Below are 25,218 nucleotides of genomic sequence, written 5' to 3' on the forward strand. Positions count from 1 at the left end.
TCATGTCTCTAGCCAGTGTTTTCAATATCGCCGGTAGCGGCATGAGTGCCCAGACCACTCGCCTGAACACCGTCGCCAGTAACATCGCCAACGCCGAAACCGTCTCGTCGAGCATCGACCAGACCTACCGCGCCCGTCACCCGGTGTTCGCCACCATGTTCCAGGGTGGCCAGAGCGGCGGCAGCGATTCGCTGTTCCAGAACCAGGACGCTGCAGGTCAGGGTGTGCAAGTGCTGGGCGTGGTCGAAGACCAGAGCAACCTGGACGCCCGCTATGAACCGAACCATCCGGCGGCCGATGCCAAGGGCTATGTCTACTACCCGAACGTGAACGTGGTGGAAGAAATGGCCGACATGATTTCCGCGAGTCGTTCGTTCCAGACCAACGCCGAAATGATGAACACCGCCAAAACCATGATGCAGAAGGTCCTGACCCTCGGTCAGTGATAAGGGGCGACTCAGATGAGTGTTACCGATACCACCAGCGGCCTTAGCCTCAAAGACATCCTGGCCAACTCTTCGATCAAGACCAACACCAGTGCCGACGGCCTGGCGTCCGCGACGAACAGCGCCACCGGCAAGAAGGCCCTGGGCAAGGACGCGTTCCTGCAACTGCTGGTGACACAGCTGAAGAACCAGAACCCGCTGGAGCCGCAGGACAACGGCGAGTTCGTTGCCCAGTTGGCGCAGTTCAGCAGCCTGGAAGGCATCACCACGCTCAACACCACCGTGAGCGGGCTGGCCAGCAACTACAACTCGTCCCAGGCCCTGCAGGCTTCGTCGCTGGTCGGGCGTTCGGTCATTGCCCCGGCCGACAAGGCTGTGGTCGATACCTCCAAGAGTTTCACCGGCACTATTGCCGTGCCGGCGTCTGTGGACCCGGTCAAGGTCAAGATCACCGATGCCGATGGCAAGGTCATCCGCACCATCGACCTGGGCAGCCAGAAAGCCGGTACTTCCAGTTTCATCTGGGACGGCAAGAACGATGCGGGCGAAGTGGCCAAGGCGGGTACCTATAACTTCGGCGCTACTGCGACCTACGACGGCAAGGCGACCTCGCTGGTGACGTACCTGCCGGCAACCGTCAACAGCGTGACCATCAGCCAGACCGGCGGTGAGTTGATGCTCAATCTCGCCGGGCTGGGCAGCATTGCCCTGTCCAAAGTACAAACCATTGGTATGTAGAGCCGACTAACACGGCACAAAGGAGTGGAATATGTCTTTCAATATCGGCCTTAGCGGTCTCTATGCAGCCAACAAACAACTGGACGTAACCGGCAACAACATCGCCAACGTCGCGACCACAGGTTTCAAATCGTCCCGTGCGGAATTCTCGGACGTTTACTCGGCCACCAAGCTGGGTTCCGGCAGCAAAACCATTGGTAACGGCGTGCGCCTGGCCAACGTTTCCCAGCAGTTCACCCAGGGCGACGTCAACAACACCGGCAACGTGCTGGACATGGGCATCAACGGTTCCGGCTTCTTCGTACTGAGCGACAACGGCTCGCTGTCCTACACCCGTGCCGGTACGTTCAAGGTCGACAAGGACGGTTACGTCACCAACACCGACGGCACTGCGCGTCTGCAAGGTTACGGCGTGGACGCCAACGGCAAGATCATCAACGGCGTGCTGACCGACCTGCGTATCGATACTTCGAACCTGGCGCCAAAAAACACCTCCACGGTGTCGTCGACGATCAACCTGAACTCCACCGCACCGGTTATCGATCAGGTTGCGACCCCGTTCGACCCGACGAAAGAAGCATCCTTCACCAAGCAGTTCAGTACCAAAATTTATGACACTCAAGGTAACGAGCACATCATGGATCAGTTCATGGTGAAGACTGGCTCGAACACCTGGAAAACCTACACCCTGGTTGATGGTCGCAACCCGAATGGCACCGACCCTAGTCCTACCGCGGTTCCGTTGAACGCGCCGGTCGCTTCGACCATGGTGTTCGATACCTCGGGCAATCTGGTTTCGGTCACCACGCCGGCCGTTCCGGTGCCGATCGTCAGTCCTGACCTGAAGCTCACTGGCTGGGTTCCCGGTACCGTGACCAATGGCGTGTGGACAGCGAACGGCGCTACTTCCGGCGTCGTTACAATCTCCATGGCCAAAACATCGCAGTACAACGCCGACACCGCACGTTCGATTCCTTCGCAGAACGGCTACGCCACTGGCCAGATCACCAACCTGACCATCGATGGCAGCGGTGTGATGCTGGCCAACTTCAGCAACAGCCAGACCAAGGCCATCGGCCAGATCTCGCTCGCCAGCTTCACCAACGAACAAGGTCTGCAGCCAGTAGGCGGCACCAGCTGGAAAGAAACCTACGCGTCGGGCATCCCGGGCTACGATGCACCGAACACCGGTACCTTGGGCGAGATCCATTCCAACTCCCTGGAAGAGTCCAACGTCAACCTGACCAGCGAACTGGTCGACCTGATCAAGGCGCAGAGCAACTACCAGGCGAACGCCAAGACCATTTCGACTCAAAGCACCATCATGCAGACCATCATTCAGATGACTTGATGTTGGTTGGCTGATTGCTGCACAAAGAACCCCTCGCAAGAGGGGTTTTTTATGGGCGGGATTTTTATCGGGAGCTGAGGTTTTTGGTTGTCTGTGATGGCCCCTTCGCGGGCAAGCCCGCTCCCACAGGATTCGTGTTGTTCACAAAACTACTGAACGACACAAAACCCTGTGGGAGCGGGCTTGCCCGCGAAGGCGTCAGCACAGTCGCCACTTTCCTTCAGGCAAAAGAAAACCCCCGATCAATCCAGAGGACCGATCGGGGGTTGTCGAGTAAGCGCCTCGCGGCGCCTACCGGCTCAGCTTATTGGCAAGCTTCGCAATCCGGCTCGTCGATGGCGCAAGCCTTCGGCACTGGAGCAGGACCGGCAGGAGCAGCCAGGACCGAATCTTCACCGTGGTTGCCGCCGCTGGAAACAGCGTTCAGCTTGCCGGTGTTGATGGTCGACTTCTCGGTGCTGGTTGCGGCCAGGGCACGGAGGTAGTAAGTGGTTTTCAGGCCACGGTACCAGGCCATGCGGTAGGTCACGTCCAGCTTCTTGCCCGAAGCGCCAGCGATGTACAGGTTCAGCGACTGAGCCTGGTCGATCCACTTCTGACGGCGGCTTGCCGCGTCGACGATCCACTTGGTGTCCACTTCGAAGGCAGTCGCGTAGAGCTCTTTGAGTTCTTGCGGGATGCGCTCGATCTGTTGCACCGAACCGTCGTAGTACTTCAGGTCGTTGATCATGACGGCGTCCCACAGACCGCGAGCCTTCAGGTCGCGAACCAGGTACGGGTTGATCACGGTGAATTCGCCCGACAGGTTCGATTTCACGTAGAGGTTCTGGTAGGTCGGTTCGATCGACTGCGAGACGCCAGTGATGTTGGCGATGGTCGCGGTCGGTGCGATGGCCATGATGTTGGAGTTACGAATGCCTTTCTGTACACGGGCGCGAACCGGTGCCCAGTCCAGGGATTCGTTCAGGTCAACGTCGATGTACTTCTGGCCGCGTTGCTCGATCAGGATCTGTTGCGAATCCAGCGGCAGGATGCCTTTGGACCACAGCGAACCCTGGAACGTCTCGTAAGCGCCGCGCTCGTCGGCCAGGTCGCAGGACGCCTGGATGGCGTAGTAGCTGACGGCTTCCATCGACTTGTCGGCGAACTCGACGGCCGCATCGGAACCGTAAGGAATGTGCTGCAGGTACAAAGCGTCCTGGAAGCCCATGATGCCCAGACCGACCGGACGGTGCTTGAAGTTGGAGTTCTTCGCTTGTGGCACCGAGTAGTAGTTGATGTCGATTACGTTATCGAGCATGCGAACGGCGGTGTTCACGGTGCGTTCCAGCTTGGCGGTGTCCAGCTTGCCGTTGACGATGTGGTTCGGCAGGTTGATCGAGCCCAGGTTGCAAACGGCGATCTCGTCCTTGTTGGTGTTCAAGGTGATCTCGGTGCACAGGTTCGAGCTGTGGACCACGCCGACGTGCTGCTGCGGGCTGCGCAGGTTGCACGGGTCTTTGAAGGTCAGCCATGGGTGGCCGGTTTCAAACAGCATGGACAGCATTTTGCGCCACAGGTCTTTGGCCTGGATGGTCTTGAACAGCTTGACCTTGCCCGGGTACTCGGTCAGGGCTTCGTAGTACTCGTAACGCTCTTCGAAGGCCTTGCCGGTCAGGTCGTGCAGGTCCGGTACTTCGGACGGCGAGAACAGGGTCCACTTGCCGTCATCGAAGACACGCTTCATGAACAGGTCAGGGATCCAGTTGGCGGTGTTCATGTCGTGGGTACGACGACGATCATCACCGGTGTTCTTGCGCAGTTCGATGAACTCTTCGATGTCCATGTGCCAGGTTTCCAGGTAGGCACAGACAGCGCCTTTGCGCTTGCCACCCTGGTTAACGGCGACGGCGGTGTCGTTCACTACTTTCAGGAACGGAACCACGCCCTGGGATTTGCCGTTGGTGCCCTTGATGTACGAACCCAGCGCACGAACCGGTGTCCAGTCGTTGCCCAGGCCGCCAGCGAATTTCGACAACATGGCGTTGTCGTGGATCGCGTGGTAGATGCCCGACAGGTCATCCGGCACGGTGGTCAGGTAGCAGCTCGACAGCTGTGGACGCAGGGTGCCGGCGTTGAACAGGGTCGGAGTCGAGGACATGTAGTCGAAGGACGACAACAGGTTGTAGAACTCGATCGCACGGTCTTCTTTCTGCTTCTCTTCGATCGCCAGGCCCATGGCCACGCGCATGAAGAAGATTTGCGGCAGTTCGAAGCGGATACCGTCCTTGTGGATGAAGTAACGGTCGTACAGGGTTTGCAGGCCCAGGTAAGTGAACTGCTGATCGCGCTCGTGGTTGATCGCCTTGCCGAGTTTTTCCAGGTCGAAGGTGGCCAGGACCGGGTTCAGCAATTCGAATTCGATACCCTTGGCGATGTACGCAGGCAGCGCCTTGGCGTACAGGTCGACCATTTCGTGGTGGGTCGCGCTGTCGGCGACGCCAAGGAAGCCCAGGCCTTCGGCACGCAGGGTGTCCATCAGCAGGCGAGCAGTCACGAACGAGTAGTTCGGCTCACGCTCGACCAGGGTACGGGCGGTCATCACCAGGGCAGTGTTGACGTCGGTCAGGGCCACGCCGTCGTACAGGTTTTTCAGGGTTTCGCGCTGGATCAGGTCGCCGTCGACTTCTTCCAGGCCTTCGCACGCTTCGGTGACGATGGTGTTCAGGCGACCCATGTCCAGCGGTGCAAAAGTGCCATCGGCGCGGGTGATTCGGATCGACGGGTGAGCGTTGACCGTTTCTTCTGCCGGAGCGTGGGCAGCGCGTTGTTTCGAACGACCGTCGCGGTAGATCACGTAGTCGCGAGCCACTTTCTGCTCGCCGGCACGCATCAGGGCCAGTTCGACCTGGTCCTGGATTTCTTCGATGTGGATGGTGCCGCCCGACGGCATGCGACGCTTGAAGGTCGCGGTGACCTGTTCGGTCAGGCGGGCAACGGTGTCATGGATTCGCGACGAAGCGGCAGCGGTGCCACCCTCAACTGCGAGAAACGCTTTGGTGATCGCGACGGTGATTTTGTCATCGGTATAAGGAACGACAGTGCCGTTACGCTTGATCACGCGCAGCTGGCCAGGCGCGGTGGCGGACAGATCCGAAGTCGAATCAGCGGCCTGCGGCAAGGTGCCTTGCGGGTTCTCGCGAGTTGTGTCGGTTTGCATGGGGGGTTGTCTCCACATTCTCTATGTTTGTTTGGGCACCATCATGGTGCCCACCGTTCTGTCCTGAAGCACTACAACCGGCGGGGCCGGGCATACCAACTTCGGGACAGATCAGGAAGGGGGCTATTGGGGCGCCGCTTCCATGCCGAAGTCTTTGGTCCCAAGCCTTGAGCCTGAAACCGGAATCCTTTTGGGTGACAGTAATTGACTGCAACACCCGTACCGTTAACGCCGTTTTCGGCTCAAAAACAGTAGCCATCCGCACGCGCGGTTTGGTCTTTCGAAAATACGTTTGGTTCAACCGGACAGAGGCAATAAAAGCGCTTGAAATCGGTGTCCGATTTGTGTTTGGTTTTTGGCATAAAACCCTACATGTAGGGTTTTTTTGGCGCCGGGGTACAAGATAATGCGTTTTGGAGGGTGTTGCAACGTACTACCTGTGGATAAACCTGTGCGTAAATTGTGTGTGAAAGAGGGAACCGGCGTGTAGGCCGCGACCTAGCTGGAGCGGACCGTTTTTCACTGATTTCCAGCGACTGAAAACAGTCATTCGGATTTTTAAGGGCGCGAACCCTATCACAAAAAAACGGTGTGTCCGAACGCATTTGCCGACTTGTGTTCTGCACGAGTGACGTTTATACAATCGGCCGGTACATACGCATTCTTATCCTCCCCAATCATTACAAAAAGACGGGCGGATCCTTCCTTTATAAGTGTTGTTGGCAAGCAGAGGTCACCGTGGAGCAAGAAGCCTGGCAGGTATTGATTGTGGAAGACGACCAGCGTCTGGCCGAACTGACCCGCGATTACCTGGAAGCCAACGGCCTGCGCGTGTCGATCGAGGGTAATGGCGCCCTGGCCGCAGCCCGCATCATCAAGGAGAAACCGGACCTGGTGATCCTCGACCTGATGCTGCCGGGCGAAGATGGCCTGAGCATTTGCCGCAAGGTCCGCGACAAGTTCGATGGCCCGATCCTGATGCTCACCGCCCGTACCGACGACACCGATCAGATTCTCGGTCTCGACCTGGGCGCCGACGACTACGTGTGCAAACCAGTGCGCCCGCGCTTGCTGCTGGCGCGCATCCAGGCGTTGCTGCGCCGCAGTGAAACACCTGAGCCGGTCCCGGAAAAACAACGGCGTCTGCAATTCGGCCCGCTGGTGGTCGATAACGCGCTGCGTGAAGCCTGGCTGCATGACAACGGCATCGAATTGACCAGCGCCGAGTTCGATCTGCTGTGGTTGCTGGTGGCCAACGCCGGACGCATCCTGTCTCGCGAAGAGATTTTCACCGCCCTGCGCGGCATCGGTTATGACGGCCAGGACCGTTCCATCGACGTGCGCATCTCGCGCATCCGGCCGAAGATCGGCGACGACCCGGACCATCCGCGTCTGATCAAGACCATTCGCAGCAAAGGTTATCTGTTCGTGCCTGAAGCCTGCGTAGATCCCTCGCTGTGAATTCGATCTTCCTGCGCATCTATGGAGGCATGTGCGCGGCGCTGATTCTGGTGGCCGTGCTCGGCGTGCTGGCCCTGCACATGCTCAACCAGGTGCGCAGCGAGCAGTACCGCGAGCGCCTGGCCCACGGCACGTTCTCGCTGATGGCCGACAACCTGCAACCCATGAACGAAACCCAGCGTCACCGCGCCTTGCTGGTGTGGGAACGGCTGCTGGGTATTCCCCTGGCGCTGAAAACCTTCGCCCAGACTGACCTCGATATGACCCAGCGCACCCGCGTACTGCGCGGCCAGGCGCTGGTGGAACAGACCGGCCCCCATGCGGCGAAGGTGTATCGACTGGTCAGCGACCGGGAACAGTTGGTGCTCACCGGCGAGGTGCAGCAGATCAGCGAACAACTGGCCAGGGCGACGATTTATCTGCTTGCCGATGAGCTGGTACGGGTGCCGGTGGCCGAGCAGCCCAAGCGCCTGGCGCAGATAAAGGAAGAGAAGGGTTTCGGTTTCGATCTGCGGCTGGTCACGGTCGGTGAGGCCGACATGGATGAAGACCAGAGCCGCCGTGTGGCCGAAGGCGACACGGTGATGGCGCTGGGCAAGGAGGGCGATTCGATCCGGGTGTTTGCCGGCATGGTCGGCACGCCGTGGGTGCTGGAAATCGGTCCGCTGTACCAGATGAATCCTTACCCGCCAGAATGGCTGGTGCTGATCGCGGCACTCGGTTTGAGCTTGATCGGTTTGATCGTCTATTTGCTGGTGCGTCAATTGGAGCGCCGTTTGCGTGGCCTCGAAGCGGCCGCCACGCGCATCGCCAAAGGCAGCCTGGAAACCCGCGTGCCGGCACGTGGCGCAGACTCGGTCGGGCGCCTGGCGTCGGCGTTCAACGGCATGGCCGAGCACCTGCAACAGTTGCTGGCGGTTCAGCGGGAGCTGGTGCGCGCTGTGTCACACGAATTGCGCACGCCGGTGGCGCGCCTGCGGTTTGGCCTGGAGATGATCGGCTCGGCCACTACGCCTCAGGCCTTGGAGAAATATTGCGAAGGCATGGATCACGACATCGAGGATCTCGACCGGCTGGTGGACGAGATGCTGACCTACGCGCGGTTGGAACAGGGTTCGCCGGCGCTGAATTTCCAGCGAATCGATCTGGATGCGCTGGTCAATCAAGTGATCGAAGAGTTGGCGCCACTGCGCGCCGATGTCACGGTGCAGCGCGGGTTGTGCCTGTCGGCGGCCGATTGTGACGACGCCTGGGTCGAAGCCGAGCCTCGCTATTTGCACCGGGCGATTCAGAACCTGGTAAGCAATGCCATGCGCCATGCTCAGTCGCGGGTGACCGTGAGTTATCAGGTGGGGCAGCAGCGGTGTCGGGTCGATATAGAGGACGACGGGCCGGGCGTTCCCGAATCGGCGTGGGAGAAAATATTTACACCGTTCCTGCGACTGGATGACAGCAGGACCCGCGCGTCGGGCGGGCATGGGTTGGGTTTGTCGATCGTGCGGCGGATCATCCATTGGCATGACGGGCGGGCGTTGATCAGCAAGAGCAAGAGTCTGGGCGGGGCTTGCTTTAGCTTGAGTTGGCCGAGGAATCAGGAGAAGCGTTGAGTCTTGCGGTGAATGTTCCGCCGCCATCGCCAGCAAGCCGGCTCCTACAGATTCGCTCGGACCTGTAGGAGCCGGCTTGCTGGCGATGGCGCTCTGAAAAACGCCGAATACCTTCAGGCCTTGATACTGACCAGACTCAACAACTGCCCATCCATCATCCCGAACTGCGCATCCAGCTCTGTGCCATTTCGCCACTCACTGGACAGGTCGGTCAGCAACCGCAACCGCACCTCACCCCCCTCGCTCCACTCCAGCACTTCGGCATGTTCAAAATAAAACCGCTGCTGAACGATTGGGTAGAGCGCCTTGAACAAACTCTCTTTCACCGAAAACGTCAGCGTCACCAGCATCGCCAGTTGATCGAGAGGCCCGGCGGCCATGCGCTGCAATTCCGCTGGCGTAAGTATTTCCCCGGCCAGGCGTTCCGCCCGTTCGGGGTTGAGCAGGTTTTCCAGGTCCATGCCCAAGCCGCGCCAGTGGGTTTTCTGCGCGACAATCGCTGCCGCCCGGCCGGTGGTGTGGGTGATCGAGCCGCTGATGTGCGCAGGCCAGACCGGCGCTCGGTCTTCGCCGATGGCCGGGACCACATTCAGCCCTTGCAGCTGTTGCAGTGCGGCCCGCGCGCAAATCCGCCCGGCCAGGAATTCTGCCTGACGCTTGGCGACGGAGCGCTGAATAGTCGCGGGGGGCTCGATGGCGCTGCGCTGGAAATCATCGATGGCCAGTTGCGAGGTATCGAATTGCGTGCTCAGCAGCACCGTATCGGGCAGCACAAACGGCAGCGGCCAATGGGCATCGAGCGGGGTGCAGCAAACGGGCAGGGCGGGGAGGGCATTCATGTCGGGCATTTTGCCGGGTTGCCTTCGGGCTGGGTAGCCCTGACGTTAGACCGCGTTATCGTTCTTCGCGGGCAAGCCTTGCTCCTACAGGTTTTATGTCGATCACGAAATGGCTGAACGACACAAAACCTGTAGGAGCAAGGCTTGCCCGCGAAAGACTTCGCCGCGGTCTACCTGTTCAGCTAAAAATCTTCTTGAAGAAGGCCTGCATGTCCGCCCACGACTTTTCATCCGCTGCCTTGTTGTAACCGATATCCGGACCGCCATGATCGCCATGGCCCAGGCGATCCGCGTCCGGATTGCTGAACCCGTGCTTGGCGCCCTCAAGGCTGACGAACTGATAATCGGCCCCGGCCTTGTCCATCTCGGCCTTGAACGCCGCCACGTTTTCCGCCGTGACCATGCTGTCCAGCGCACCGTGCTCGACCAGGATTTTCGCCTTCACGCTGCCCGGCGTCGCAGGTGCTTTTGTCGCCAGCGCCCCGTGGAAACTCACGACGCCCGCCAGCGGTACGCCCTGGCGCGCCGCGTTCAGTACCACCGCGCCGCCAAAGCAATAACCGATGGCCGCCACCTTGTCCGGGTCGGTTTGCGCCTGTTTCTTCAACAGATCGAGCCCCGCCTGGAAGCGGGCACTGGACGCAGCGCTGTCTTTCAACGCGGCCTGCATGAAGGCCATGGCGTCCTTGGGATGCTCGGTGTTCTTGCCGTCGCCGTACATGTCGATGGCCAGCGCGCTGTAACCCAGACCGGCGAGGTCACGGGCGCGACGCTTGGTGTAGTCGTTGAGCCCCCACCACTCATGCACCACCACCACGCCCGGGCGTGGGCCTTTGATCGCGTCGTCGTAGGCGTAGTAACCGATCAGCGTCGTACCGTCGGGGCTCTGATAAGGAATTTCCTGAGTCTTGATGGCAGCCTGACTGAGCCCACTCAAGGCCAGCAACAGCGAAGCGAGGAATACGCGCATGGTCGGATCTCCTGCAAAAAGTCGTTAAAACAGCCGGTGCGATTCGGTTCAGCTCAGGTTCAGAGTGCGTTCAGGGGGAGTTCAGGGGCAGGTGAGTAACCTTGCGCCATACCCGAAAAGCACATGGCTCATGAGGAAATTCCCCAATGACTACCTTCAAGAAACTGCTTCTGGCTTTCACCGTCATGGGTGCAAGCGTAGCCGCCCACGCGGCGGACGATAACTTTGCCAGCCTTACTTTTGGACAGACCAGCGACAAGGTCAAAAAGTCCAACGCCCTGAACACCAACCTCAACAACCCGAACGCCGACGGCGTGATCGACAAGGACAACACCTGGGGATTGCGTCTGGGCCAGCAAAACAGCCAGGGCCGCTACTACGCGACTTACGACAACGTGTCGGGCTCGCACAATGGCATTAAACTGCGCCAGGAAAACCTGCTGGGCAGCTACGATCTGTTCTATCCGGTGGGCGGCAGCACTAAACTGTTTGGCGGCGCCACGGCCGGTCTGACCAAACTGACCCAGGACTCCCCAGGTTTCAGCCGCGACAGCGACATTGGTTACGCCGTCGGCGGCCAGTTGGGTGTGTTGCAGCAGGTTTCGCAAAACACCTCGGTTGAACTGGGTTACCGTTACCTGCGCAGCAATGCCAGCACCGAGATGAGCGAGCGCGGCGGCAGCAAACAGGGTTCGCTGGACCTGACCAGCAGCGCCCAGACATACCTGTCCGCCAACTACGCTTTCTAAACAGGTCGCGGGCATGTGCGAAAAACCTGTGGGAGCGGCGGTGCGGCGATCCCACAGGTTCTGCGCCTTGTCAGGCATAGAGGTGCGAAACTGTGTTGCTGGAGATATCGATTTGCGTAGGAGAGCGTCATGAAACTGCTGGTCGTCGAAGATGAAGCGCTGTTGCGCCATCACCTGCACACCCGCCTGACGGACAGTGGCCACGTGGTCGAGTCCGTGGCCAACGCCGAAGAGGCGCTGTACCAGACCGAGCAGTTCAACCATGACCTGGCGGTGATCGACCTCGGGTTACCAGGCATGGGCGGGCTCGATTTGATCCGCCAATTGCGTTCACGAGGCAAGACCTTCCCGATCCTGATCCTCACCGCGCGCGGCAACTGGCAGGACAAAGTCGAAGGCCTCGCCGCCGGTGCCGACGATTACGTGGTCAAGCCGTTCCAGTTCGAAGAGCTGGATGCGCGCCTGAATGCCTTGCTGCGTCGCTCCAGCGGTTTCACCCAGTCGACCATCGTCGCCGGTCCGCTGCTGCTCGACCTCAATCGCAAACAGGCGTCCCTCGACGAACAGCCGCTGGCGCTGACCGCATATGAGTACCGGATTCTCGAGTACCTGATGCGCCATCACCAGCAAGTGGTGGCCAAGGACCGCTTGATGGAGCAGCTCTACCCGGACGACGACGAGCGCGATCCGAACGTGATCGAAGTGCTGGTCGGCCGTTTGCGCCGCAAACTCGAAGGGCCGGCCGGGTTCAAGCCGATCGACACCGTGCGTGGCCTCGGCTATCTGTTCAATGAGCGCTGCACTTGATTCGTTCTCTTCGTGTCCGATTGATGCTCGCCGCCACCCTGTTGGCGGTGTTGTTCATGCTGGCGTTGTTGCCGGCGATGCAAGGCGCGTTCAGCCTCGCGTTGCAGGATTCCATCGAGCAACGCCTGGCGTCGGACGTCACCACGCTGATCTCCGCCGCCCGGGTCGAGGGCAACCACCTGCAGATGCCGGCGCAGTTGCCCGATGAGCGCTTCAACCTCACCGATAGCCGTTTGCTCGGCTACATCTATGACCGCGAAGGCCATCTGGTGTGGCGCTCGAAAGGCACCCGCGAAGAGAACATCAATTACAAACCGCGTTACGACGGGCGTGGTAATGAGTTCGCGAGGATCAGCGAAGCCAACGGTCAGGAATTCTTCGTCTATGACGTTGAAGTCAAACTGCTCGGCGGTAAAAGCGCCGCGTTCAGCATTGTCGCGCTGCAACCGGTGCGCGAATACGAAGTGACCCTCGAAGGTCTGCGGGAAAACCTTTACCTCGGCTTCGGCGCTGCGCTGCTGGTGCTGCTCGCGTTGCTGTGGATCGGCCTGACCTGGGGTTTGCAGGCGTTGCGTCGGCTCAGCCAGGAACTCGACGAAATCGAAAGCGGCACCCGCGAAAGCCTCAGCGAACAGCACCCGCGAGAACTGCTGCGCCTGACCGGCTCCCTCAACCGCTTGCTGCACAGTGAGCGTGAACAACGCAGCCGTTATCGCGACTCCCTCGACGACCTGGCTCACAGCCTGAAAACCCCGTTGACCGTGTTGCAAGGGGTCAGCGAGGACATGGCGCAGCGCCCGGAGGATCGTGATCAGGCCTGGGTGCTGCAAACCCAGATCGAGCGCATGAGCCAGCAGATCAGCTATCAATTGCAGCGCGCCAGCCTGCGCAAAAGCGGTCTGGTACGCCATCAGGTGCGGCTGCGGCCGGTGCTGCAAAGCCTCTGCGATACGCTGGACAAGGTCTACCGCGACAAGCGGGTGCGGGTGGTTTTCGATCTGCCGGAACAGTGTTATGTGCCGATCGAGCAGGGCGCCTTGCTGGAAATGCTCGGCAACCTGCTGGAAAACGCCTATCGCCTGTGCCTCGGCGAAGTGCGCATCAGCGTGCGCGAAACCTTGAGCGGGATCGAGTTGTGCGTCGAGGACGACGGCCCGGGTGTGCCGCCGGATCAACGTGCGCGGATTCTGCAGCGTGGCGAACGGCTGGACCGTCAGCATCCGGGGCAGGGGATCGGGTTGGCGGTGGTCAAGGACATCATCGAGAGCTACAACGCCAAATTGACCTTGGGGGATTCACCCATGGGCGGCGCGGTGTTCCGGATTCATTTCCCGGTGGTGTGATAGCCGAAACACCGCGACCTGCAGGAGCCGGCTTGCTGGCGATAGCGTCCTGTCAGACGATAAATATGTCGACTGTCCCACCGCCATCGCCATCGCCAGCAAGCCGGCTCCTGCAGGTTCAGTTCTCCTGCGCGCGATAAGCCCCCGGTGTAAGCCCGGTCCACTTCTTGAACGCCCGATGAAACGCCGAAGGCTCGGAAAACCCCAGTTGCTCGGCAATCTGTTGCAACGACAGATCCGCACGCCCCAAGTGATAAATCGCGATGTCCCGACGCAACTGATCCTTCAACTCCTGAAAACTCGAGCCCTCTTCACGCAGATGCCGACGCAACGTCTGCGGGCTGATGTGCAGGTGCGCAGCCACTGTTTCCAGGTCCGGCCAGCGCGCACTGTCGCGGCTGAGCAAGCGGCGTAACTGGCTGCTCAGGCTGTCGCCGTCGTCCGGGCGCGACAACAGGTCGGCGGGTGAGCGTTCGAGGAAATGCTTGAGGGTGCGTTCATCCTGCAACAACGGCATGTTCAGGTAGCGGCTGTGAAACAGCAGGCTGCTTTGCGGCGCCGAAAACGCCATCGGGCAGGGGAACAACAAATCGTATTCGGCGCCGTGCGCGGGACGCGGATAGCTGAACGTCGCCTGCTCCAGCCGGATGCGCTGGCCGATCAGCCAGCTGCCGAGGCGATGCCAGACCATCAGCTGGCTCTCGGTGAGGAAGTGGTCCGGATCCTGAAACTTCGAGTCGTCCAGGCTCAGGCGGATCATTTCGTCTTCGCGGGTCAGGGTCAAACGCGGGCCGCCGGGGAAGAGGCTGTAGAACAGTAAGCCGCGATGCAGTGCCTTATCGAGATTGCGGCAGTGAATCACTGCGTGGCACATCATCGCGAAGCTGCCGGTTTTACTCGGGACCGGCCCGAAGCCGAGGTACTCGTCGTCGAGTGCCAGCCACAATCCCTGGATCAATCGGGTGAACTGTTCAGGCGCGATTCGCGCACGCGGCTCATCCAGCAGCTCAGGGCTGATGCCGAGTTGTTGCAACAGTTCTGAACAGTCATGACCGAGGCGGCGCGCGCCACCGAGGGCGGCACGGGCGAAATGACTGGCGATGGTGCGTTCGCGCATAACAGGCAGGTCCCTCAGTGAACGACGGATGGTAGCCGCGCTGCCAGAGGATGAACAAGGCGGATATCCGCCAAATTGCAGGACGAGGTTTGGCGGATGGGCGGAAATCCGCCACCGTTGTTTTACGAATCCATAACGCGTTGATCCTGTAACCCCTGATGTCAAAGGCTTGCGGGTGTTTTGGCGAAGGTGGCACGCCACTTGCGATACAACGAGCAGATGCCTGCCGTTGCGCAGCTCGACAAAACAAATCCCTCCAGTGCAGGAGGGTTCGCAAATGAGGGCTCGTTGACAACAGATGGATGTTGTCGCGGGACACTCTTGAGGAACTTTGCAATGACGACTCGTCAGCCACTGTACAAATCCCTGTATTTCCAGGTGATCGTTGCCATCGCCATCGGCATCCTGCTTGGTCACTTCTACCCGCAGACCGGTGTGGCCCTCAAGCCGCTGGGTGACGGGTTCATCAAACTGATCAAAATGGTCATCGCGCCAATCATCTTCTGTACGGTCGTCAGCGGTATCGCCGGCATGCAGAACATGAAATCGGTCGGCAAGACCGGCGGTTATGCGCTGTTGTACTTCGAAATCGTTTCCACTATCGCCTTGCTGATCGGTCTGGTCGTGGTCAACGTCGTGCAACCGGGCGCCGGCATGCACATCGACGTAACGACTCTGGACACCAGCAAAATCGCTGGCTTCATCTCGGCCGGTAAAGACCAGAGCATCGTCGCCTTTATCCTCAATGTGATCCCGAACACCATCGTCGGCGCTTTCGCCAACGGCGATATCCTGCAAGTTCTGATGTTCTCGGTGATCTTCGGTTTCGCCCTGCATCGCCTGGGTGCGTACGGCAAGCCGGTCCTGGACTTTATCGATCGCTTCGCTCACGTGATGTTCAACATCATCAACATGATCATGAAGCTCGCGCCGGTCGGTGCCTTCGGTGCCATGGCCTTCACCATTGGTGCCTACGGTGTTGGCTCGCTGGTACAGCTTGGTCAACTGATGATCTGCTTCTACATCACCTGCATCCTGTTCGTGCTCGTCGTACTGGGTGGCATCTGCCGCGCACACGGCTTCAGCGTGATCAAATTGATTCGCTACATCCGTGAAGAACTGCTGATCGTGCTGGGTACTTCGTCTTCAGAATCGGCTTTGCCTCGCATGCTGATCAAGATGGAACGCCTGGGTGCACAGAAATCCGTTGTGGGTCTGGTGATTCCTACGGGTTATTCGTTCAACCTCGACGGTACTTCGATCTACCTGACCATGGCCGCTGTGTTCATCGCTCAGGCGACCGACACCCAAATGGACATCACCCACCAGATCACCCTGTTGCTGGTGCTGTTGCTGTCCTCCAAAGGTGCTGCGGGCGTAACCGGCAGCGGCTTCATCGTGCTGGCCGCCACCCTGTCCGCCGTTGGCCACCTGCCGGTTGCCGGCCTGGCGCTGATCCTCGGTATCGACCGCTTCATGTCCGAAGCCCGTGCGCTGACCAACCTCGTTGGTAATGCCGTTGCGACCCTGGTCGTGGCCAAGTGGGTGAAAGAGCTGGACGAAGACAAGCTGCAAGTCGAGCTGGCTTCCGGCGGTCGCGGTATCTCCGACGAACGTGAAGTAGATGACCTGGGTGTGGCCGAAGGCCCAACCCCAAGCAACGTCAAGTAACACGCGTTGTCATGAAAAAACCCGCTTCGGCGGGTTTTTTCATGCCGGCGATTTGAGCGTAACGGTCACAGTTGCTGACACATCAGGTGATTGCTGCAATCGTGTTGCCTGCCTAGGCTGGAAGCATCGTTCACGGAGATCGCTCATGCTCGGCCCACTGGCATCACTCAAGGTTCTGGATTTCTCGACGCTGCTGCCGGGGCCGTTTGCCTCGCTGTTACTGGCCGACATGGGCGCCGAGGTGTTGCGCATCGAATCGCCGACCCGCATGGACCTGCTGCGGGTGCTGCCGCCCCATGATCAGGGCGTGTCGGCCAGCCATGCCTACCTCAATCGCAACAAGCGCAGCCTCGCGCTGGACCTCAAGCAGCCCGAGGCGCTGGAGATCATCAAGCAGTTGCTGCAGGACCACGACATTGTCCTGGAACAGTTCCGCCCCGGCGTAATGGAGCGCCTGGGCCTGGGTTATGAAGCGTTGAAGGCGATCAACCCGAAGCTGATCTACGTGTCGATCACCGGTTACGGCCAGACCGGCCCCTACAAGGACCGCGCCGGCCACGACATCAATTACCTGGCACTGGCGGGGCTGGCGAGCTACACCGGCCGTACCGAGAGCGGGCCGTTGCCCTTGGGCATGCAAGTGGCGGATGTCGCCGGTGGCTCGTTGCACGGGGTGATAGGCCTGCTGGCAGCGGTGATCGCCCGGCAGCAGACCGGGTTGGGGCAGCATCTGGATGTGAGCATGACCGACTGCGCGTTCAGCCTGAACGCCATGGCCGGTGCGGGTTATCTGGCCTGCGGCGAGGAGCCTGGCAGGGAAGATCAGATGCTCAATGGCGGCAGCTTTTACGATTATTACCGTTCGCGGGATGGCCGCTGGTTATCGGTGGGCAGCCTGGAGCCGGCCTTCATGAAACAACTGTGCACGGCGTTGGGGCTTGAGGAGCTGGCGGCACTGGGCTTGTCGCCGCAACCTGCCCAGCAAAAGAAGCTCAAGGATGCGCTGAAGATTGAATTCGAGAAACACGATTTTGCCGAGTTGTGTGCGCTGTTTTCCGAACTGGATGCCTGCGTGGAACCGGTGCTGAGTTTGGGCGAGGCGATTCAGCATCCGCAGTTAAAGGCTCGGGAAGTGGTGACCGACGTGCCGCGGGGGGACGGGACGAGCCAGGCGCAGATGGCGTGTCCATTGAAGTTCTCGGACGGGTTGCCCAAGCCTCGGCATATTGGTGCGGCGCTGGGACAGCATACGGATCAGGTGTTGGGGGAATTGGGGTTTGGTGCTGAGCGGATTGCCGGGTTGCGGCGTGCCAAAGTGGTTCTCTAGTGCCTGTCCGGGCCTTATCGCGAGCAAGCCCGCTCCCACATTCGATCGAGTACTTTTAGGGAAATGCGATTGACTGTGGGAGCGGGCTTGCTCGCGAAGAGGTCGGCCCAAACACCACAAATCTCACTACTCGACCCGCATTTCCCCACTGAACACCAAAGTGCTCCGGCATCTGCGACACAAATACCGCCGTCCCTGCCGCACCAGGCTGTGCCGTTGTGCCGAAAACGGGAAATCGCTGTCGGCGCACGGGCACCTGTAGATATAGCGGGTCACGCTGCGACGCTTGACGTCATAGGTGTGGCAACGATTGGGGGGCAATTCATACACGCCGCGCATGATCAATTGCCACTCTTCGCCGTGGGGCTGAATGCGATCGCCAAACAGCTGATGAGCGATCAGGTGCGCCACTTCATGGGCCACGGTCTGTTTGAGGAAGTCTTCGGTGTTTTCCCGGTACAACTGCGGATTGAAGCGCAGCAGGTTCTCGTGCAGATGCGCGACACCGGCTTTTTGCCCGCGCAGCTTGAGGCTCACCACGGGGCGTTTGAAAGTTCGTTTGAAAAAGGATTCGGCTTGCTGGTAACAGTCTTCGACGCGGGTATTGAGTTGCTCGGGCATGCTTGATGGATCTCCAGAGACGTCGAGTATGCCGCAACCTTGGTGGCTTGCGAATCGCTCAGGTGCCGAGTGGTCGTTACCCCTCTGCTTTGTACTAGAGAGTAGAAGGCCGCCTTGCGGCGGCCTGTGTTGGCAGATCTTGTTTTTGGGTGGTGTGTTGCTAATTCGTATAGACCGGCCCCACGCCGAGTCCCCAGACAATCACCGTGAACGCCATAATGGCCACCAGCACCACCAGCCCTACGGCGAGCACCGAACTTGAAAACAGGAATCCCTCGTCTGATGGAATGTTCATGAAAGTGGGTAGCCCCACATACAGTAGATACACCGTGTAGCAGATGGCCGCCGTCCCGACGATCATCCCCAGCCACATGTGTGGGTACAGCGCCGCGAGGCCGCCAATGAACAGCGGGGTCGCGGTATAGGTCGCAAATGCAACACAACGGGCCAGGCTCGGGTTGGCGTCATAGGTGCGAGCCATCCAGTGGATGAACGCGCCCATCACTGCAACGCCGCCGAGCATCGCCAGGTACGACATGATCGTCATCCATAGCGCACTTTCTGTCGTCAACATCACCGGCGCTCGATTGCCGATGACCCAGCCGACCTGTGTGGTGCCGATAAACGCCGACACGGCGGGGATCGCCGCCAGAATCAACGTGTGGGTCAGGTACATGTGGCTGATGCTTTCCTCCTGGTCGCCACGGATTTCTTTCCATTCCTGGTCGGGGTGGGTGAAGAGCCCCACTACGTGATGGATCATGCCAGTCACTCCTCTTGTTTTTACCGTCGCCCCCCAGTGGAGCGCATACAGGCCAATGTGGCCAAGTAAGTAAAGGTCTGGATATGTATGCGACCTTATGTCGCAGTATAGAAAGGAGTTACTTGCAATAGTGCGGGGCCGTTAGAGCAAATCGCGCTGTAAACACATCTGTTAATCGCTACTGGGACTTGCACAAACCCTGTGGCGAGGGGGCTTGCCCCCATTGGAGTGCGAAGCGCTCCCCAATTCAGCCAACTGGCAGAACTTGGGAGCAGTTTTGCGACTGCTTCGCAGCCGAACGGGACGATGCGTCTCTCCGACAAGCCCCCTCGCCACAGGGGTATCCTTCACTCAGATAAAGTGCAGTTCCCAGGTCTTCGCCAGCGTAGGGTTTTTGCGTAAAATGCCGGCCTTTCGTCACACCTCACGGATTTCGCGTCATGGGCACTCTCACGGTCAACCAGAACAAACTGCAAAAGCGCCTTCGCCGTCAGGCCGGTGAGGCTGTTGCCGATTTCAACATGATTGAAGACGGCGACAAGGTCATGGTCTGCCTGTCCGGTGGCAAGGACAGCTACACCATGCTCGACGTGCTGATGCATTTGCAGAAAGTTGCCCCGATCAAGTTCGAGATCGTGGCCGTGAACATGGACCAGAAGCAGCCGGGTTTCCCTGAAGACGTGCTGCCGGCGTACCTCAAGACCCTGGGTATCGAATACCACATCGTCGAGAAAGACACTTACTCGGTGGTCAAGGAGCTTATTCCGGAAGGCAAGACCACCTGCTCGCTGTGCTCGCGCCTGCGTCGTGGCACGCTCTATACCTTCGCTGATGAAATCGGCGCGACCAAAATGGCCCTCGGTCATCACCGCGACGACATCGTCGAGACGTTCTTCCTCAATATGTTTTTCAACGGCTCGCTCAAGGCCATGCCACCGAAGCTGCGTGCCGACGACGGCCGCAATGTGGTGATCCGCCCACTGGCCTACTGCAACGAAAAAGACATCCAGGCCTACTCGGACTTCAAGCAGTTCCCGATCATCCCGTGCAACCTCTGCGGTTCTCAGGAAAACCTGCAGCGTCAGGTGGTCAAGGAGATGCTTCAGGACTGGGAGCGCAAGACGCCGGGCCGTACCGAAAGCATTTTCCGCAGCTTGCAGAATGTGCAACCGTCGCAACTGGCGGATCGCAATCTGTTCGACTTCACCAGCCTCAAGATCGACGAGACGGCGGCTTCGCGCTTCGTTAACGTTGTAAACCTGTAAACACCGTTAAAAATGTGGGAGCGGGCATGCCCGCGAATGCGTAGTGTCAGTCGACATAGGTGCTGAATGACACACCGCTTTCGCGAGCAAGCCCGCTCCCACATTGGTTTTTGTTTCATTCAATAGGAGAGGGCATGCGCGATTACAAGTGGCTGCACGAATACTGTCTGAACCGCTTCGGTTCAGCAGCTGAACTGGAAGCCCATCTGCCCGTTCCCAAAACCGCGGCGCAATTGCGCAAGATCAGCGACGACCGCTACCTCTCGACCATGGCGCTGCGTGTATTCCGCGCCGGCCTCAAGCACAGCCTGGTGGACGCCAAGTGGCCGGCCTTCGAAGAAGTATTCTTCAAGTTCGACCCGGAAAAAGTCGTGTTGATGAGCGCCGAACACCTGGAGCGCCTGATGCAGGACGCGCGAATTATCCGCCACCTGGGCAAGCTCAAGAGCGTGCCGCGCAATGCGCAGTTCGTGCTGGACGTGGCGCATGAGAAAGGCAGCTTTGGTGAGTTGATCGCTGATTGGCCTGTGACGGATATCGTCGGGTTGTGGACGTACCTGAAAAAACGCGGGCATCAACTGGGCGGGCTGTCGGCACCGCGATTCCTGCGCATGGTCGGCAAGGACACGTTTGTGCCGAGTTATGACGTGGTGGCGGCGTTGAATGCGCAGAAAGTCGTCGACAAGGTGCCGACCAGTCTGCGGGACCTGGCGACGGTGCAGGGTGTGTTCAATCAGTGGTATGAGGAAAGCGGCGGACGGCCGATGAGCCAGATCTCGATGATGCTGGCGTACACCGCCAATCATTAAAATCGAGTCGCCCCCATCGCGAGCAAGCCCGCTCCCACATTTGAGCGCATTCCAACTGAAGGAATTCGGTCTAATGTGGGCGCGGGCTTGCTCGCGATGGCGTCCGGTCAGGCGGCTGAGATTTCGCCCTCGCCAGCCAGTTTGCGATTCAACTGAAACCGCCACCGCACATACAACAGCGCCGAACAAAACACCGCCAGGCTCGCGCCCATCTCCAGCAAACCAAACAGCTGCCGGTTGGGGTCGTACGCCGCCAGTGCGCCCTTGATGAAATACAGATTCACCACAAAGCACATCCACGAATGCCCGCGCGCACTGCCGATGATCATCCCCGGCGCCAGCAACAGCAGCGGCACCAGCTCGATCAGCAAAATCACCCACGGCCGCGCGCCGTGCAGGTCGGCGATCACCAGGTAATAAACGCAGAGCAATCCCACCAGGCCGAAGTAGCACAGCAGACTGATGACGCGCATCGCCCGAACCCGTGGTTCGAGCCATTCAATGGAAGGCAGGATCTTCGGCTTTTTCGCCATCTCAGCTCACCAACTTTTGTGCGGTCTTCGCCAAGCGCAGACCCAAGGCCCGGCACAGCGCCACTTCATGTTCATTCAAACCGCTTTTGCCATCGGCCCCGGCGTGATGACTGGCGCCGTACGGCGTGCCGCCGCCACGGGTTTCCAGCAGCGCGGATTCGCTGTACGGCAGACCGGTAATCAGCATGCCGTGGTGCAGCAACGGCAGCATCATCGACAACAGCGTGGTTTCCTGGCCGCCATGCAGGCTCGCGGTGGAGGTGAACACCCCGGCCGGTTTGCCGACGAGGGCGCCGGTCAGCCACAGGTTGCTGGTGCCGTCGAGGAAGTACTTGAGCGGCGCCGCCATGTTGCCGAAGCGCGTCGGGCTGCCGAGGGCCAGGCCCGCGCAGTTCTTCAAGTCGTCGAGGCTGGCGTACAGCGCGCCTTCGTCCGGAATGTCCGGCGACACGGCTTCGCACTCGGTGGAGATCGCCGGCACGGTGCGCAGGCGCGCTTCCATCCCGGACTGCTCGACACCGCGGGCAATCTGCCGGGCCATTTCATTGGTCGAGCCGCTGCGGCTGTAATACAGAACCAGAATGTACGGCGCGCTCACGGCAGCAACTCCAGCACGTTCTCCGGCGGACGGCCGATGATGGCTTTGTCGCCAACTTCGAGAATCGGCCGCTCCATGAGATTCGGGTGCGCGGCGATGGCGGCGATCAATTGCGCCTCGCTCAGGCTGGCGTCGGCGAGGTTGAGGGTTTTGTACTCGTCCTCACCGGTGCGCAGCAGTTGCCGTGCGCTGAGGCCGAGCTTTTTCAGCAGGCCCTGCAGTTGCGCGGCGTCCAGCGGGGTCTCGAGGTAGCGCACCACGGTCGGCGTCAGGCCACGGGCTTCGAGCAGTTCGAGCGCACCGCGGGATTTCGAGCAGCGCGGGTTGTGATAAAGCGTCAGATCGGTCATGTGCGGGTCGCATCTTGCGTAAGGTGGCGGCTATTCTAACTGTGCAGCGCGTAATCCAGAACCTTGGGAGGCGATGGGTCGCAGGCGCATTCAATTTTGAACAAGGATCACGACATGACAAGGCGACTGGCAGCGGCACTGGCGATCTTCGGGACGCTGATGCTGGGGGGCTGCGGCAACGACTACGGCATCGATCAGAATGGCCATAAAGTCGCCGCCGAACGTCTGGACAAACAATGGCTTGTGCTCAATTACTGGGCCGAGTGGTGCGGCCCTTGCCGGACGGAGATCCCGGAATTGAACAGGCTGGCCGATCAGTTGAAGGACAGGAAGATCGGCGTGTTCGGGGTCAACTTCGACAATGTGCAGGGTGAAGAGCTGAAAAGTGCCAGTGAGAAACTGGGGATCAAGTTCACCGTATTGGCGTCGGATCCGGCAGAGCTGTTTGAATTGCCGCGCAGCGAAGCGTTGCCGGTGACGTACATCATCGATAACAAAGGCAAGGTGCGGGAACAGTTGATGGGCGAGCAGACGGCGGCGGGGGTGATGGCGAAACTTGAGGCGTTGCAGGCGACTAACTGATTCCATCTGACGAACTGCGATCCCTTGTAGGAGCCGGCTTGCTGGCGATAGCGGTGTATCAGGCAGCATAAATGCCAACTGACACACCGCTATCGCCAGCAAGCCGGCTCCTACAAAGTGTTAACCCTCTTCAAGCCACCAGCGTAGCGGTTTGCCTTCTGCTGGCCAGAAGCGCATCTGGTCGATCGGCGAAACATCCCAGCGCTGTACGTTTTCCAGGGCCTGGAGGAAACGCTTTTCCTGTTCCATCAACGCCGGCGCGCACAGCTTGCGTGTACTGCCGACCTTGCCGAAGCTCAGCTTGTTGCCGTCGAGCGTGTACGGCGCGAACCAGTGGTTGCAGCCGCCATTGCCGTAGGCGCGACCGTCTTCACCGAGGGTGACGGTCAGGTGGCTGTAATCCATCAGCGGACGTTCGCCGATCCATTCCAGAATGTAGCTGCGGTTCTGCTGCAATTTCACCGGCTCGGCGGCGCAGCCCAGCAGGCTGGCGCCGACCATCGCGGTCAGAGCAAGGCGTTTCATCACGCGGGCTCCTGGCATTTCGGGCACAGGTGTTTCTCGCCGACGGACTTCCAGCCCAACTCCGCAATTCGCGCAGTAGCGGCAGGCTTTTCGGCCTTGTTGCCCAGTTTGGCATCGACCGCGAACTCGAAGCTGAGCTCTTTGGCGCAGCTGTCGCAATTGACTTGCCAGGTGTGGATCGCCAGTTCGCCGAACACCGGGCCGCTGGCCACCGCGACCCATTGGCCGGGCGGGTTGATCAGGTGGCGAACCGTTTCGACGGTCAGGCGCATGGACAAGTCCTTGGCGCCTTTGAGGGTCACGACCAGCACGTCATTGTTACGAATCGAGCCGCCGTTGCCGGTGACTTGATAACGCCCCGGCACGAGGGCGCGGCATTCGGTGAGGGTGTGTTGCGGGTTCATCAGGCTATAGCGGAAATCGTGTTCGACCATGGGTCCTCCAAATATGCGCGGCATGCTAGCACGGACATCGACGCCGTACCGCGCAGGGAAGTGACCTTCGATCCGGTTCAGCCGGCATCGACCTGATTTTGCAGAGTGCCCGCCGCCCAGGCTGCAATGTTCTGCAACGTTGTCGCGGCAATGGCGCCCAAAGCTTCATGGGTCAGGAAGGCCTGGTGCGCGGTGACGATCACGTTCGGGAAGGTCAGCAGGCGTGCCAGCACATCGTCCTGCAACGGCAAATCGGATCGGTCCTCGAAGAACAGCTGCGCTTCCTCCTCATACACGTCCAGCCCCAGATAACCCAGTTGGCCATCCTTCAACGCGTCGATCAGTGCCGGCGTGTCCACCAGACCACCACGCCCGGTGTTGATCAACATGGCGCCGGGTTGCATGTGGGCCAGTGATTCGCGGTTGATCAGGTGTTTGCTCTGTTCGTTGAGCGGGCAATGCAGGCTGATGATCTGCGACTCGGCCAGCAGCTGCGGCAAGCTCAGATAACGAGCGCCGAGCGCTTCGACCTGCGGATTGGGGTAAGGGTCGTAAGCCAGTAGCCGACAGCCGAAACCGTTCATGATTTTCGCGAAAGTCGCGCCGATCTGTCCGGTGCCGACCACACCGACCGTCTTGCCCACCAGGTCAAATCCGGTCAGCCCATGCAGGCTGAAATCCCCTTCGCGGGTGCGGTTGTAGGCGCGATGCAGACGCCGGTTGAGCGCCAGGATCAACGCCACCGCATGCTCGGCCACGGCATGGGGCGAGTAGGCCGGAACCCGAACGATCGACAACCCCAGCCGCTTCGCCGCCGCGAGATCGACATGGTTGTAACCGGCCGAACGCAGGGCGATCAGGCGTGTGCCGCCGGCGGCCAGGCGTTCGAGCACCGGGGCACTGAGGTCATCATTGATGAAGGCGCAGACGACGTCGTGATGTTCCGCCAGCGCTGCCGTGTCCAGGCTCAGTCGCGCCGATTGAAAGTGCAGCTCGATACCGGCGGGGAGGTCGGCGCCGAGAAAACTGTCGCGGTCGTAGGTCTGGCTGCTGAAAAGAATTGTGCGCATCTTGTCCTCCATGTCCCGATCTTTCTGTAGGAGCCGGCTTGCT

The 25,218-nt window shown here is 59.9% G+C and carries 25 protein-coding genes; 13 read left to right on the plus strand and 12 right to left on the minus strand.

All coding sequences use genetic code 11. The features are described 5' to 3' along the window. Positions 1-2 precede the first annotated feature (2 nt). Genes flgC through flgE form a run of 3 tightly spaced genes read left to right on the plus strand, consistent with a single transcriptional unit; the run spans position 3 to position 2,535 of the window. Positions 3-446 (plus strand): flagellar basal body rod protein FlgC, encoded by a 444-nt coding sequence (flgC, locus tag FBY04_RS07360; RefSeq protein ID WP_074879168.1) that lies wholly within the window; start codon positions 3-5, stop codon positions 444-446. 15 nt (positions 447-461) lie between these two features. After that, complete coding sequence (gene flgD / locus FBY04_RS07365; RefSeq protein WP_084321965.1) at positions 462-1,184, plus strand: flagellar hook assembly protein FlgD; 723 nt, start codon at positions 462-464, stop codon at positions 1,182-1,184. A gap of 31 nt (positions 1,185-1,215) precedes the next feature. Next, a complete protein-coding gene (gene flgE, locus FBY04_RS07370; RefSeq protein WP_084321966.1) occupies positions 1,216-2,535 on the plus strand; it encodes a flagellar hook protein FlgE in 1,320 nt (439 codons plus the stop codon). A 304-nt stretch (positions 2,536-2,839) separates the two neighbouring features. Here flgE and FBY04_RS07375 read toward each other — a convergent pair whose 3' ends face one another. Beyond that, on the minus strand, positions 2,840-5,734 hold the full coding sequence (locus FBY04_RS07375) for a ribonucleoside-diphosphate reductase subunit alpha (RefSeq protein WP_017340196.1): 2,895 nt from the start codon (positions 5,732-5,734) through the stop codon (positions 2,840-2,842). Positions 5,735-6,472: 738 nt separating this feature from the next. On the opposite strand from FBY04_RS07375, the gene FBY04_RS07380 reads away from it, so the two are divergent. Together FBY04_RS07380 and FBY04_RS07385 are read left to right on the plus strand one after the other, a co-directional pair. Further along, the gene (locus FBY04_RS07380) at positions 6,473-7,195 is read left to right on the plus strand and encodes a response regulator (RefSeq protein ID WP_084321967.1); all 723 of its coding nucleotides are present in this window, start codon (positions 6,473-6,475) and stop codon (positions 7,193-7,195) included. Further along, positions 7,192-8,802: an ATP-binding protein gene (locus FBY04_RS07385; protein ID WP_084321968.1), complete on the plus strand. Its 1,611-nt coding sequence runs from the start codon at positions 7,192-7,194 to the stop codon at positions 8,800-8,802. The genes FBY04_RS07380 and FBY04_RS07385 overlap by 4 nt, the downstream gene beginning before the upstream one ends. Before the next feature lie 113 nt (positions 8,803-8,915). Here FBY04_RS07385 and FBY04_RS07390 read toward each other — a convergent pair whose 3' ends face one another. Continuing rightward, positions 8,916-9,641, minus strand: coding sequence for a 4'-phosphopantetheinyl transferase (locus FBY04_RS07390; RefSeq protein WP_218571652.1), 726 nt, complete (start codon positions 9,639-9,641; stop codon positions 8,916-8,918). A gap of 178 nt (positions 9,642-9,819) precedes the next feature. Continuing rightward, positions 9,820-10,611 (minus strand): dienelactone hydrolase family protein, encoded by a 792-nt coding sequence (locus FBY04_RS07395; protein ID WP_084321970.1) that lies wholly within the window; start codon positions 10,609-10,611, stop codon positions 9,820-9,822. Positions 10,612-10,757: 146 nt separating this feature from the next. Between FBY04_RS07395 and FBY04_RS07400 the strand changes: the two genes are divergently transcribed. The 3 genes from FBY04_RS07400 to FBY04_RS07410 all read left to right on the plus strand — a co-directional run bounded on the left by FBY04_RS07400 (position 10,758) and on the right by FBY04_RS07410 (position 13,510). After that, entirely contained in the window at positions 10,758-11,360 is a 603-nt protein-coding gene (locus FBY04_RS07400; RefSeq protein WP_084321971.1) for a hypothetical protein, read from the plus strand. Positions 11,361-11,489: 129 nt separating this feature from the next. Next, a complete protein-coding gene (locus FBY04_RS07405) occupies positions 11,490-12,167 on the plus strand; it encodes a response regulator (protein WP_084321972.1) in 678 nt (225 codons plus the stop codon). Continuing rightward, the gene (locus FBY04_RS07410; RefSeq protein ID WP_084321973.1) at positions 12,164-13,510 is read left to right on the plus strand and encodes an ATP-binding protein; all 1,347 of its coding nucleotides are present in this window, start codon (positions 12,164-12,166) and stop codon (positions 13,508-13,510) included. The genes FBY04_RS07405 and FBY04_RS07410 overlap by 4 nt, the downstream gene beginning before the upstream one ends. Positions 13,511-13,628: 118 nt before the next feature. Here the strand turns inward: FBY04_RS07410 and FBY04_RS07415 are convergent, their stop codons facing one another. Beyond that, positions 13,629-14,627 (minus strand): AraC family transcriptional regulator, encoded by a 999-nt coding sequence (locus FBY04_RS07415; protein ID WP_145314880.1) that lies wholly within the window; start codon positions 14,625-14,627, stop codon positions 13,629-13,631. 336 nt (positions 14,628-14,963) lie between these two features. On the opposite strand from FBY04_RS07415, the gene FBY04_RS07420 reads away from it, so the two are divergent. Together FBY04_RS07420 and FBY04_RS07425 are read left to right on the plus strand one after the other, a co-directional pair. Then, positions 14,964-16,298, plus strand: coding sequence for a dicarboxylate/amino acid:cation symporter (locus FBY04_RS07420; protein ID WP_084321975.1), 1,335 nt, complete (start codon positions 14,964-14,966; stop codon positions 16,296-16,298). Between the two features lie 145 nt (positions 16,299-16,443). Next, positions 16,444-17,625, plus strand: a complete 1,182-nt coding sequence (locus FBY04_RS07425) for a CaiB/BaiF CoA-transferase family protein (protein ID WP_084321976.1) — start codon at positions 16,444-16,446, stop codon at positions 17,623-17,625. A gap of 126 nt (positions 17,626-17,751) precedes the next feature. On the opposite strand, the gene FBY04_RS07430 is transcribed toward FBY04_RS07425, so the two are convergent. Together FBY04_RS07430 and FBY04_RS07435 are read right to left on the minus strand one after the other, a co-directional pair. Next, complete coding sequence (locus tag FBY04_RS07430; protein WP_084321977.1) at positions 17,752-18,246, minus strand: SprT family zinc-dependent metalloprotease; 495 nt, start codon at positions 18,244-18,246, stop codon at positions 17,752-17,754. 160 nt (positions 18,247-18,406) lie between these two features. After that, on the minus strand, positions 18,407-19,009 hold the full coding sequence (locus FBY04_RS07435) for a Yip1 family protein (RefSeq protein WP_017340184.1): 603 nt from the start codon (positions 19,007-19,009) through the stop codon (positions 18,407-18,409). Between the two features lie 440 nt (positions 19,010-19,449). On the opposite strand from FBY04_RS07435, the gene ttcA reads away from it, so the two are divergent. Both ttcA and FBY04_RS07450 read left to right on the plus strand, forming a co-directional pair. Next, complete coding sequence (gene ttcA / locus FBY04_RS07445; protein WP_084321979.1) at positions 19,450-20,274, plus strand: tRNA 2-thiocytidine(32) synthetase TtcA; 825 nt, start codon at positions 19,450-19,452, stop codon at positions 20,272-20,274. A gap of 134 nt (positions 20,275-20,408) precedes the next feature. Beyond that, positions 20,409-21,083 carry a DNA-3-methyladenine glycosylase I gene (locus FBY04_RS07450; RefSeq protein ID WP_145314882.1) on the plus strand — a complete coding sequence of 225 codons (675 nt, stop codon included), beginning with the start codon at positions 20,409-20,411 and terminating at the stop codon, positions 21,081-21,083. Between the two features lie 107 nt (positions 21,084-21,190). Here the strand turns inward: FBY04_RS07450 and FBY04_RS07455 are convergent, their stop codons facing one another. From FBY04_RS07455 to arsC, 3 genes are read right to left on the minus strand one after another with little or no spacing between them, the layout of a single operon-like run. Continuing rightward, positions 21,191-21,616, minus strand: coding sequence for a DUF2069 domain-containing protein (locus tag FBY04_RS07455; RefSeq protein WP_084321981.1), 426 nt, complete (start codon positions 21,614-21,616; stop codon positions 21,191-21,193). 1 nt (position 21,617) lies between these two features. After that, entirely contained in the window at positions 21,618-22,214 is a 597-nt protein-coding gene (gene wrbA, locus FBY04_RS07460) for an NAD(P)H:quinone oxidoreductase (protein WP_008011647.1), read from the minus strand. Continuing rightward, positions 22,211-22,564 (minus strand): arsenate reductase (glutaredoxin), encoded by a 354-nt coding sequence (gene arsC / locus FBY04_RS07465; RefSeq protein WP_145314883.1) that lies wholly within the window; start codon positions 22,562-22,564, stop codon positions 22,211-22,213. Before arsC ends, wrbA begins: the two co-directional genes overlap by 4 nt. A gap of 114 nt (positions 22,565-22,678) precedes the next feature. On the opposite strand from arsC, the gene FBY04_RS07470 reads away from it, so the two are divergent. Further along, complete coding sequence (locus FBY04_RS07470; protein WP_084321983.1) at positions 22,679-23,146, plus strand: TlpA disulfide reductase family protein; 468 nt, start codon at positions 22,679-22,681, stop codon at positions 23,144-23,146. Between the two features lie 120 nt (positions 23,147-23,266). On the opposite strand, the gene FBY04_RS07475 is transcribed toward FBY04_RS07470, so the two are convergent. The 3 genes from FBY04_RS07475 to FBY04_RS07485 all read right to left on the minus strand — a co-directional run bounded on the left by FBY04_RS07475 (position 23,267) and on the right by FBY04_RS07485 (position 25,175). Next, positions 23,267-23,671, minus strand: a complete 405-nt coding sequence (locus tag FBY04_RS07475) for an META domain-containing protein (RefSeq protein WP_084321984.1) — start codon at positions 23,669-23,671, stop codon at positions 23,267-23,269. Next, a complete protein-coding gene (locus FBY04_RS07480) occupies positions 23,671-24,105 on the minus strand; it encodes a hypothetical protein (RefSeq protein ID WP_084321985.1) in 435 nt (144 codons plus the stop codon). Before FBY04_RS07480 ends, FBY04_RS07475 begins: the two co-directional genes overlap by 1 nt. 77 nt (positions 24,106-24,182) lie before the next feature. Beyond that, complete coding sequence (locus FBY04_RS07485; RefSeq protein ID WP_084322017.1) at positions 24,183-25,175, minus strand: 2-hydroxyacid dehydrogenase; 993 nt, start codon at positions 25,173-25,175, stop codon at positions 24,183-24,185. Positions 25,176-25,218 lie beyond the last annotated feature (43 nt).

This window comes from Pseudomonas sp. SJZ080, from assembly GCF_007828295.1.
In the GTDB taxonomy this organism is placed as follows: Bacteria; Pseudomonadota; Gammaproteobacteria; order Pseudomonadales; family Pseudomonadaceae; genus Aquipseudomonas; species Aquipseudomonas migulae_A.

What these genes read in the sequence shown, in the direction of transcription:
- flgC (WP_074879168.1), top strand. Translation starts at nt 3, where the DNA reads ATGTCTCTAGCCAGTGTTTTCAATATCGCCGGTAGCGGCATGAGTGCC.
- flgD (WP_084321965.1), top strand. Translation starts at nt 462, where the DNA reads ATGAGTGTTACCGATACCACCAGCGGCCTTAGCCTCAAAGACATCCTG.
- flgE (WP_084321966.1), top strand. Translation starts at nt 1,216, where the DNA reads ATGTCTTTCAATATCGGCCTTAGCGGTCTCTATGCAGCCAACAAACAA.
- FBY04_RS07375 (WP_017340196.1), bottom strand. Translation starts at nt 5,734, where the DNA reads ATGCAAACCGACACAACTCGCGAGAACCCGCAAGGCACCTTGCCGCAG.
- FBY04_RS07390 (WP_218571652.1), bottom strand. Translation starts at nt 9,641, where the DNA reads ATGAATGCCCTCCCCGCCCTGCCCGTTTGCTGCACCCCGCTCGATGCC.
- FBY04_RS07395 (WP_084321970.1), bottom strand. Translation starts at nt 10,611, where the DNA reads ATGCGCGTATTCCTCGCTTCGCTGTTGCTGGCCTTGAGTGGGCTCAGT.
- FBY04_RS07400 (WP_084321971.1), top strand. Translation starts at nt 10,758, where the DNA reads ATGACTACCTTCAAGAAACTGCTTCTGGCTTTCACCGTCATGGGTGCA.
- FBY04_RS07405 (WP_084321972.1), top strand. Translation starts at nt 11,490, where the DNA reads ATGAAACTGCTGGTCGTCGAAGATGAAGCGCTGTTGCGCCATCACCTG.
- FBY04_RS07415 (WP_145314880.1), bottom strand. Translation starts at nt 14,627, where the DNA reads ATGCGCGAACGCACCATCGCCAGTCATTTCGCCCGTGCCGCCCTCGGT.
- FBY04_RS07420 (WP_084321975.1), top strand. Translation starts at nt 14,964, where the DNA reads ATGACGACTCGTCAGCCACTGTACAAATCCCTGTATTTCCAGGTGATC.
- FBY04_RS07425 (WP_084321976.1), top strand. Translation starts at nt 16,444, where the DNA reads ATGCTCGGCCCACTGGCATCACTCAAGGTTCTGGATTTCTCGACGCTG.
- FBY04_RS07430 (WP_084321977.1), bottom strand. Translation starts at nt 18,246, where the DNA reads ATGCCCGAGCAACTCAATACCCGCGTCGAAGACTGTTACCAGCAAGCC.
- FBY04_RS07435 (WP_017340184.1), bottom strand. Translation starts at nt 19,009, where the DNA reads ATGATCCATCACGTAGTGGGGCTCTTCACCCACCCCGACCAGGAATGG.
- ttcA (WP_084321979.1), top strand. Translation starts at nt 19,450, where the DNA reads ATGGGCACTCTCACGGTCAACCAGAACAAACTGCAAAAGCGCCTTCGC.
- FBY04_RS07450 (WP_145314882.1), top strand. Translation starts at nt 20,409, where the DNA reads ATGCGCGATTACAAGTGGCTGCACGAATACTGTCTGAACCGCTTCGGT.
- FBY04_RS07455 (WP_084321981.1), bottom strand. Translation starts at nt 21,616, where the DNA reads ATGGCGAAAAAGCCGAAGATCCTGCCTTCCATTGAATGGCTCGAACCA.
- arsC (WP_145314883.1), bottom strand. Translation starts at nt 22,564, where the DNA reads ATGACCGATCTGACGCTTTATCACAACCCGCGCTGCTCGAAATCCCGC.
- FBY04_RS07470 (WP_084321983.1), top strand. Translation starts at nt 22,679, where the DNA reads ATGACAAGGCGACTGGCAGCGGCACTGGCGATCTTCGGGACGCTGATG.
- FBY04_RS07475 (WP_084321984.1), bottom strand. Translation starts at nt 23,671, where the DNA reads ATGAAACGCCTTGCTCTGACCGCGATGGTCGGCGCCAGCCTGCTGGGC.
- FBY04_RS07480 (WP_084321985.1), bottom strand. Translation starts at nt 24,105, where the DNA reads ATGGTCGAACACGATTTCCGCTATAGCCTGATGAACCCGCAACACACC.
- FBY04_RS07485 (WP_084322017.1), bottom strand. Translation starts at nt 25,175, where the DNA reads ATGCGCACAATTCTTTTCAGCAGCCAGACCTACGACCGCGACAGTTTT.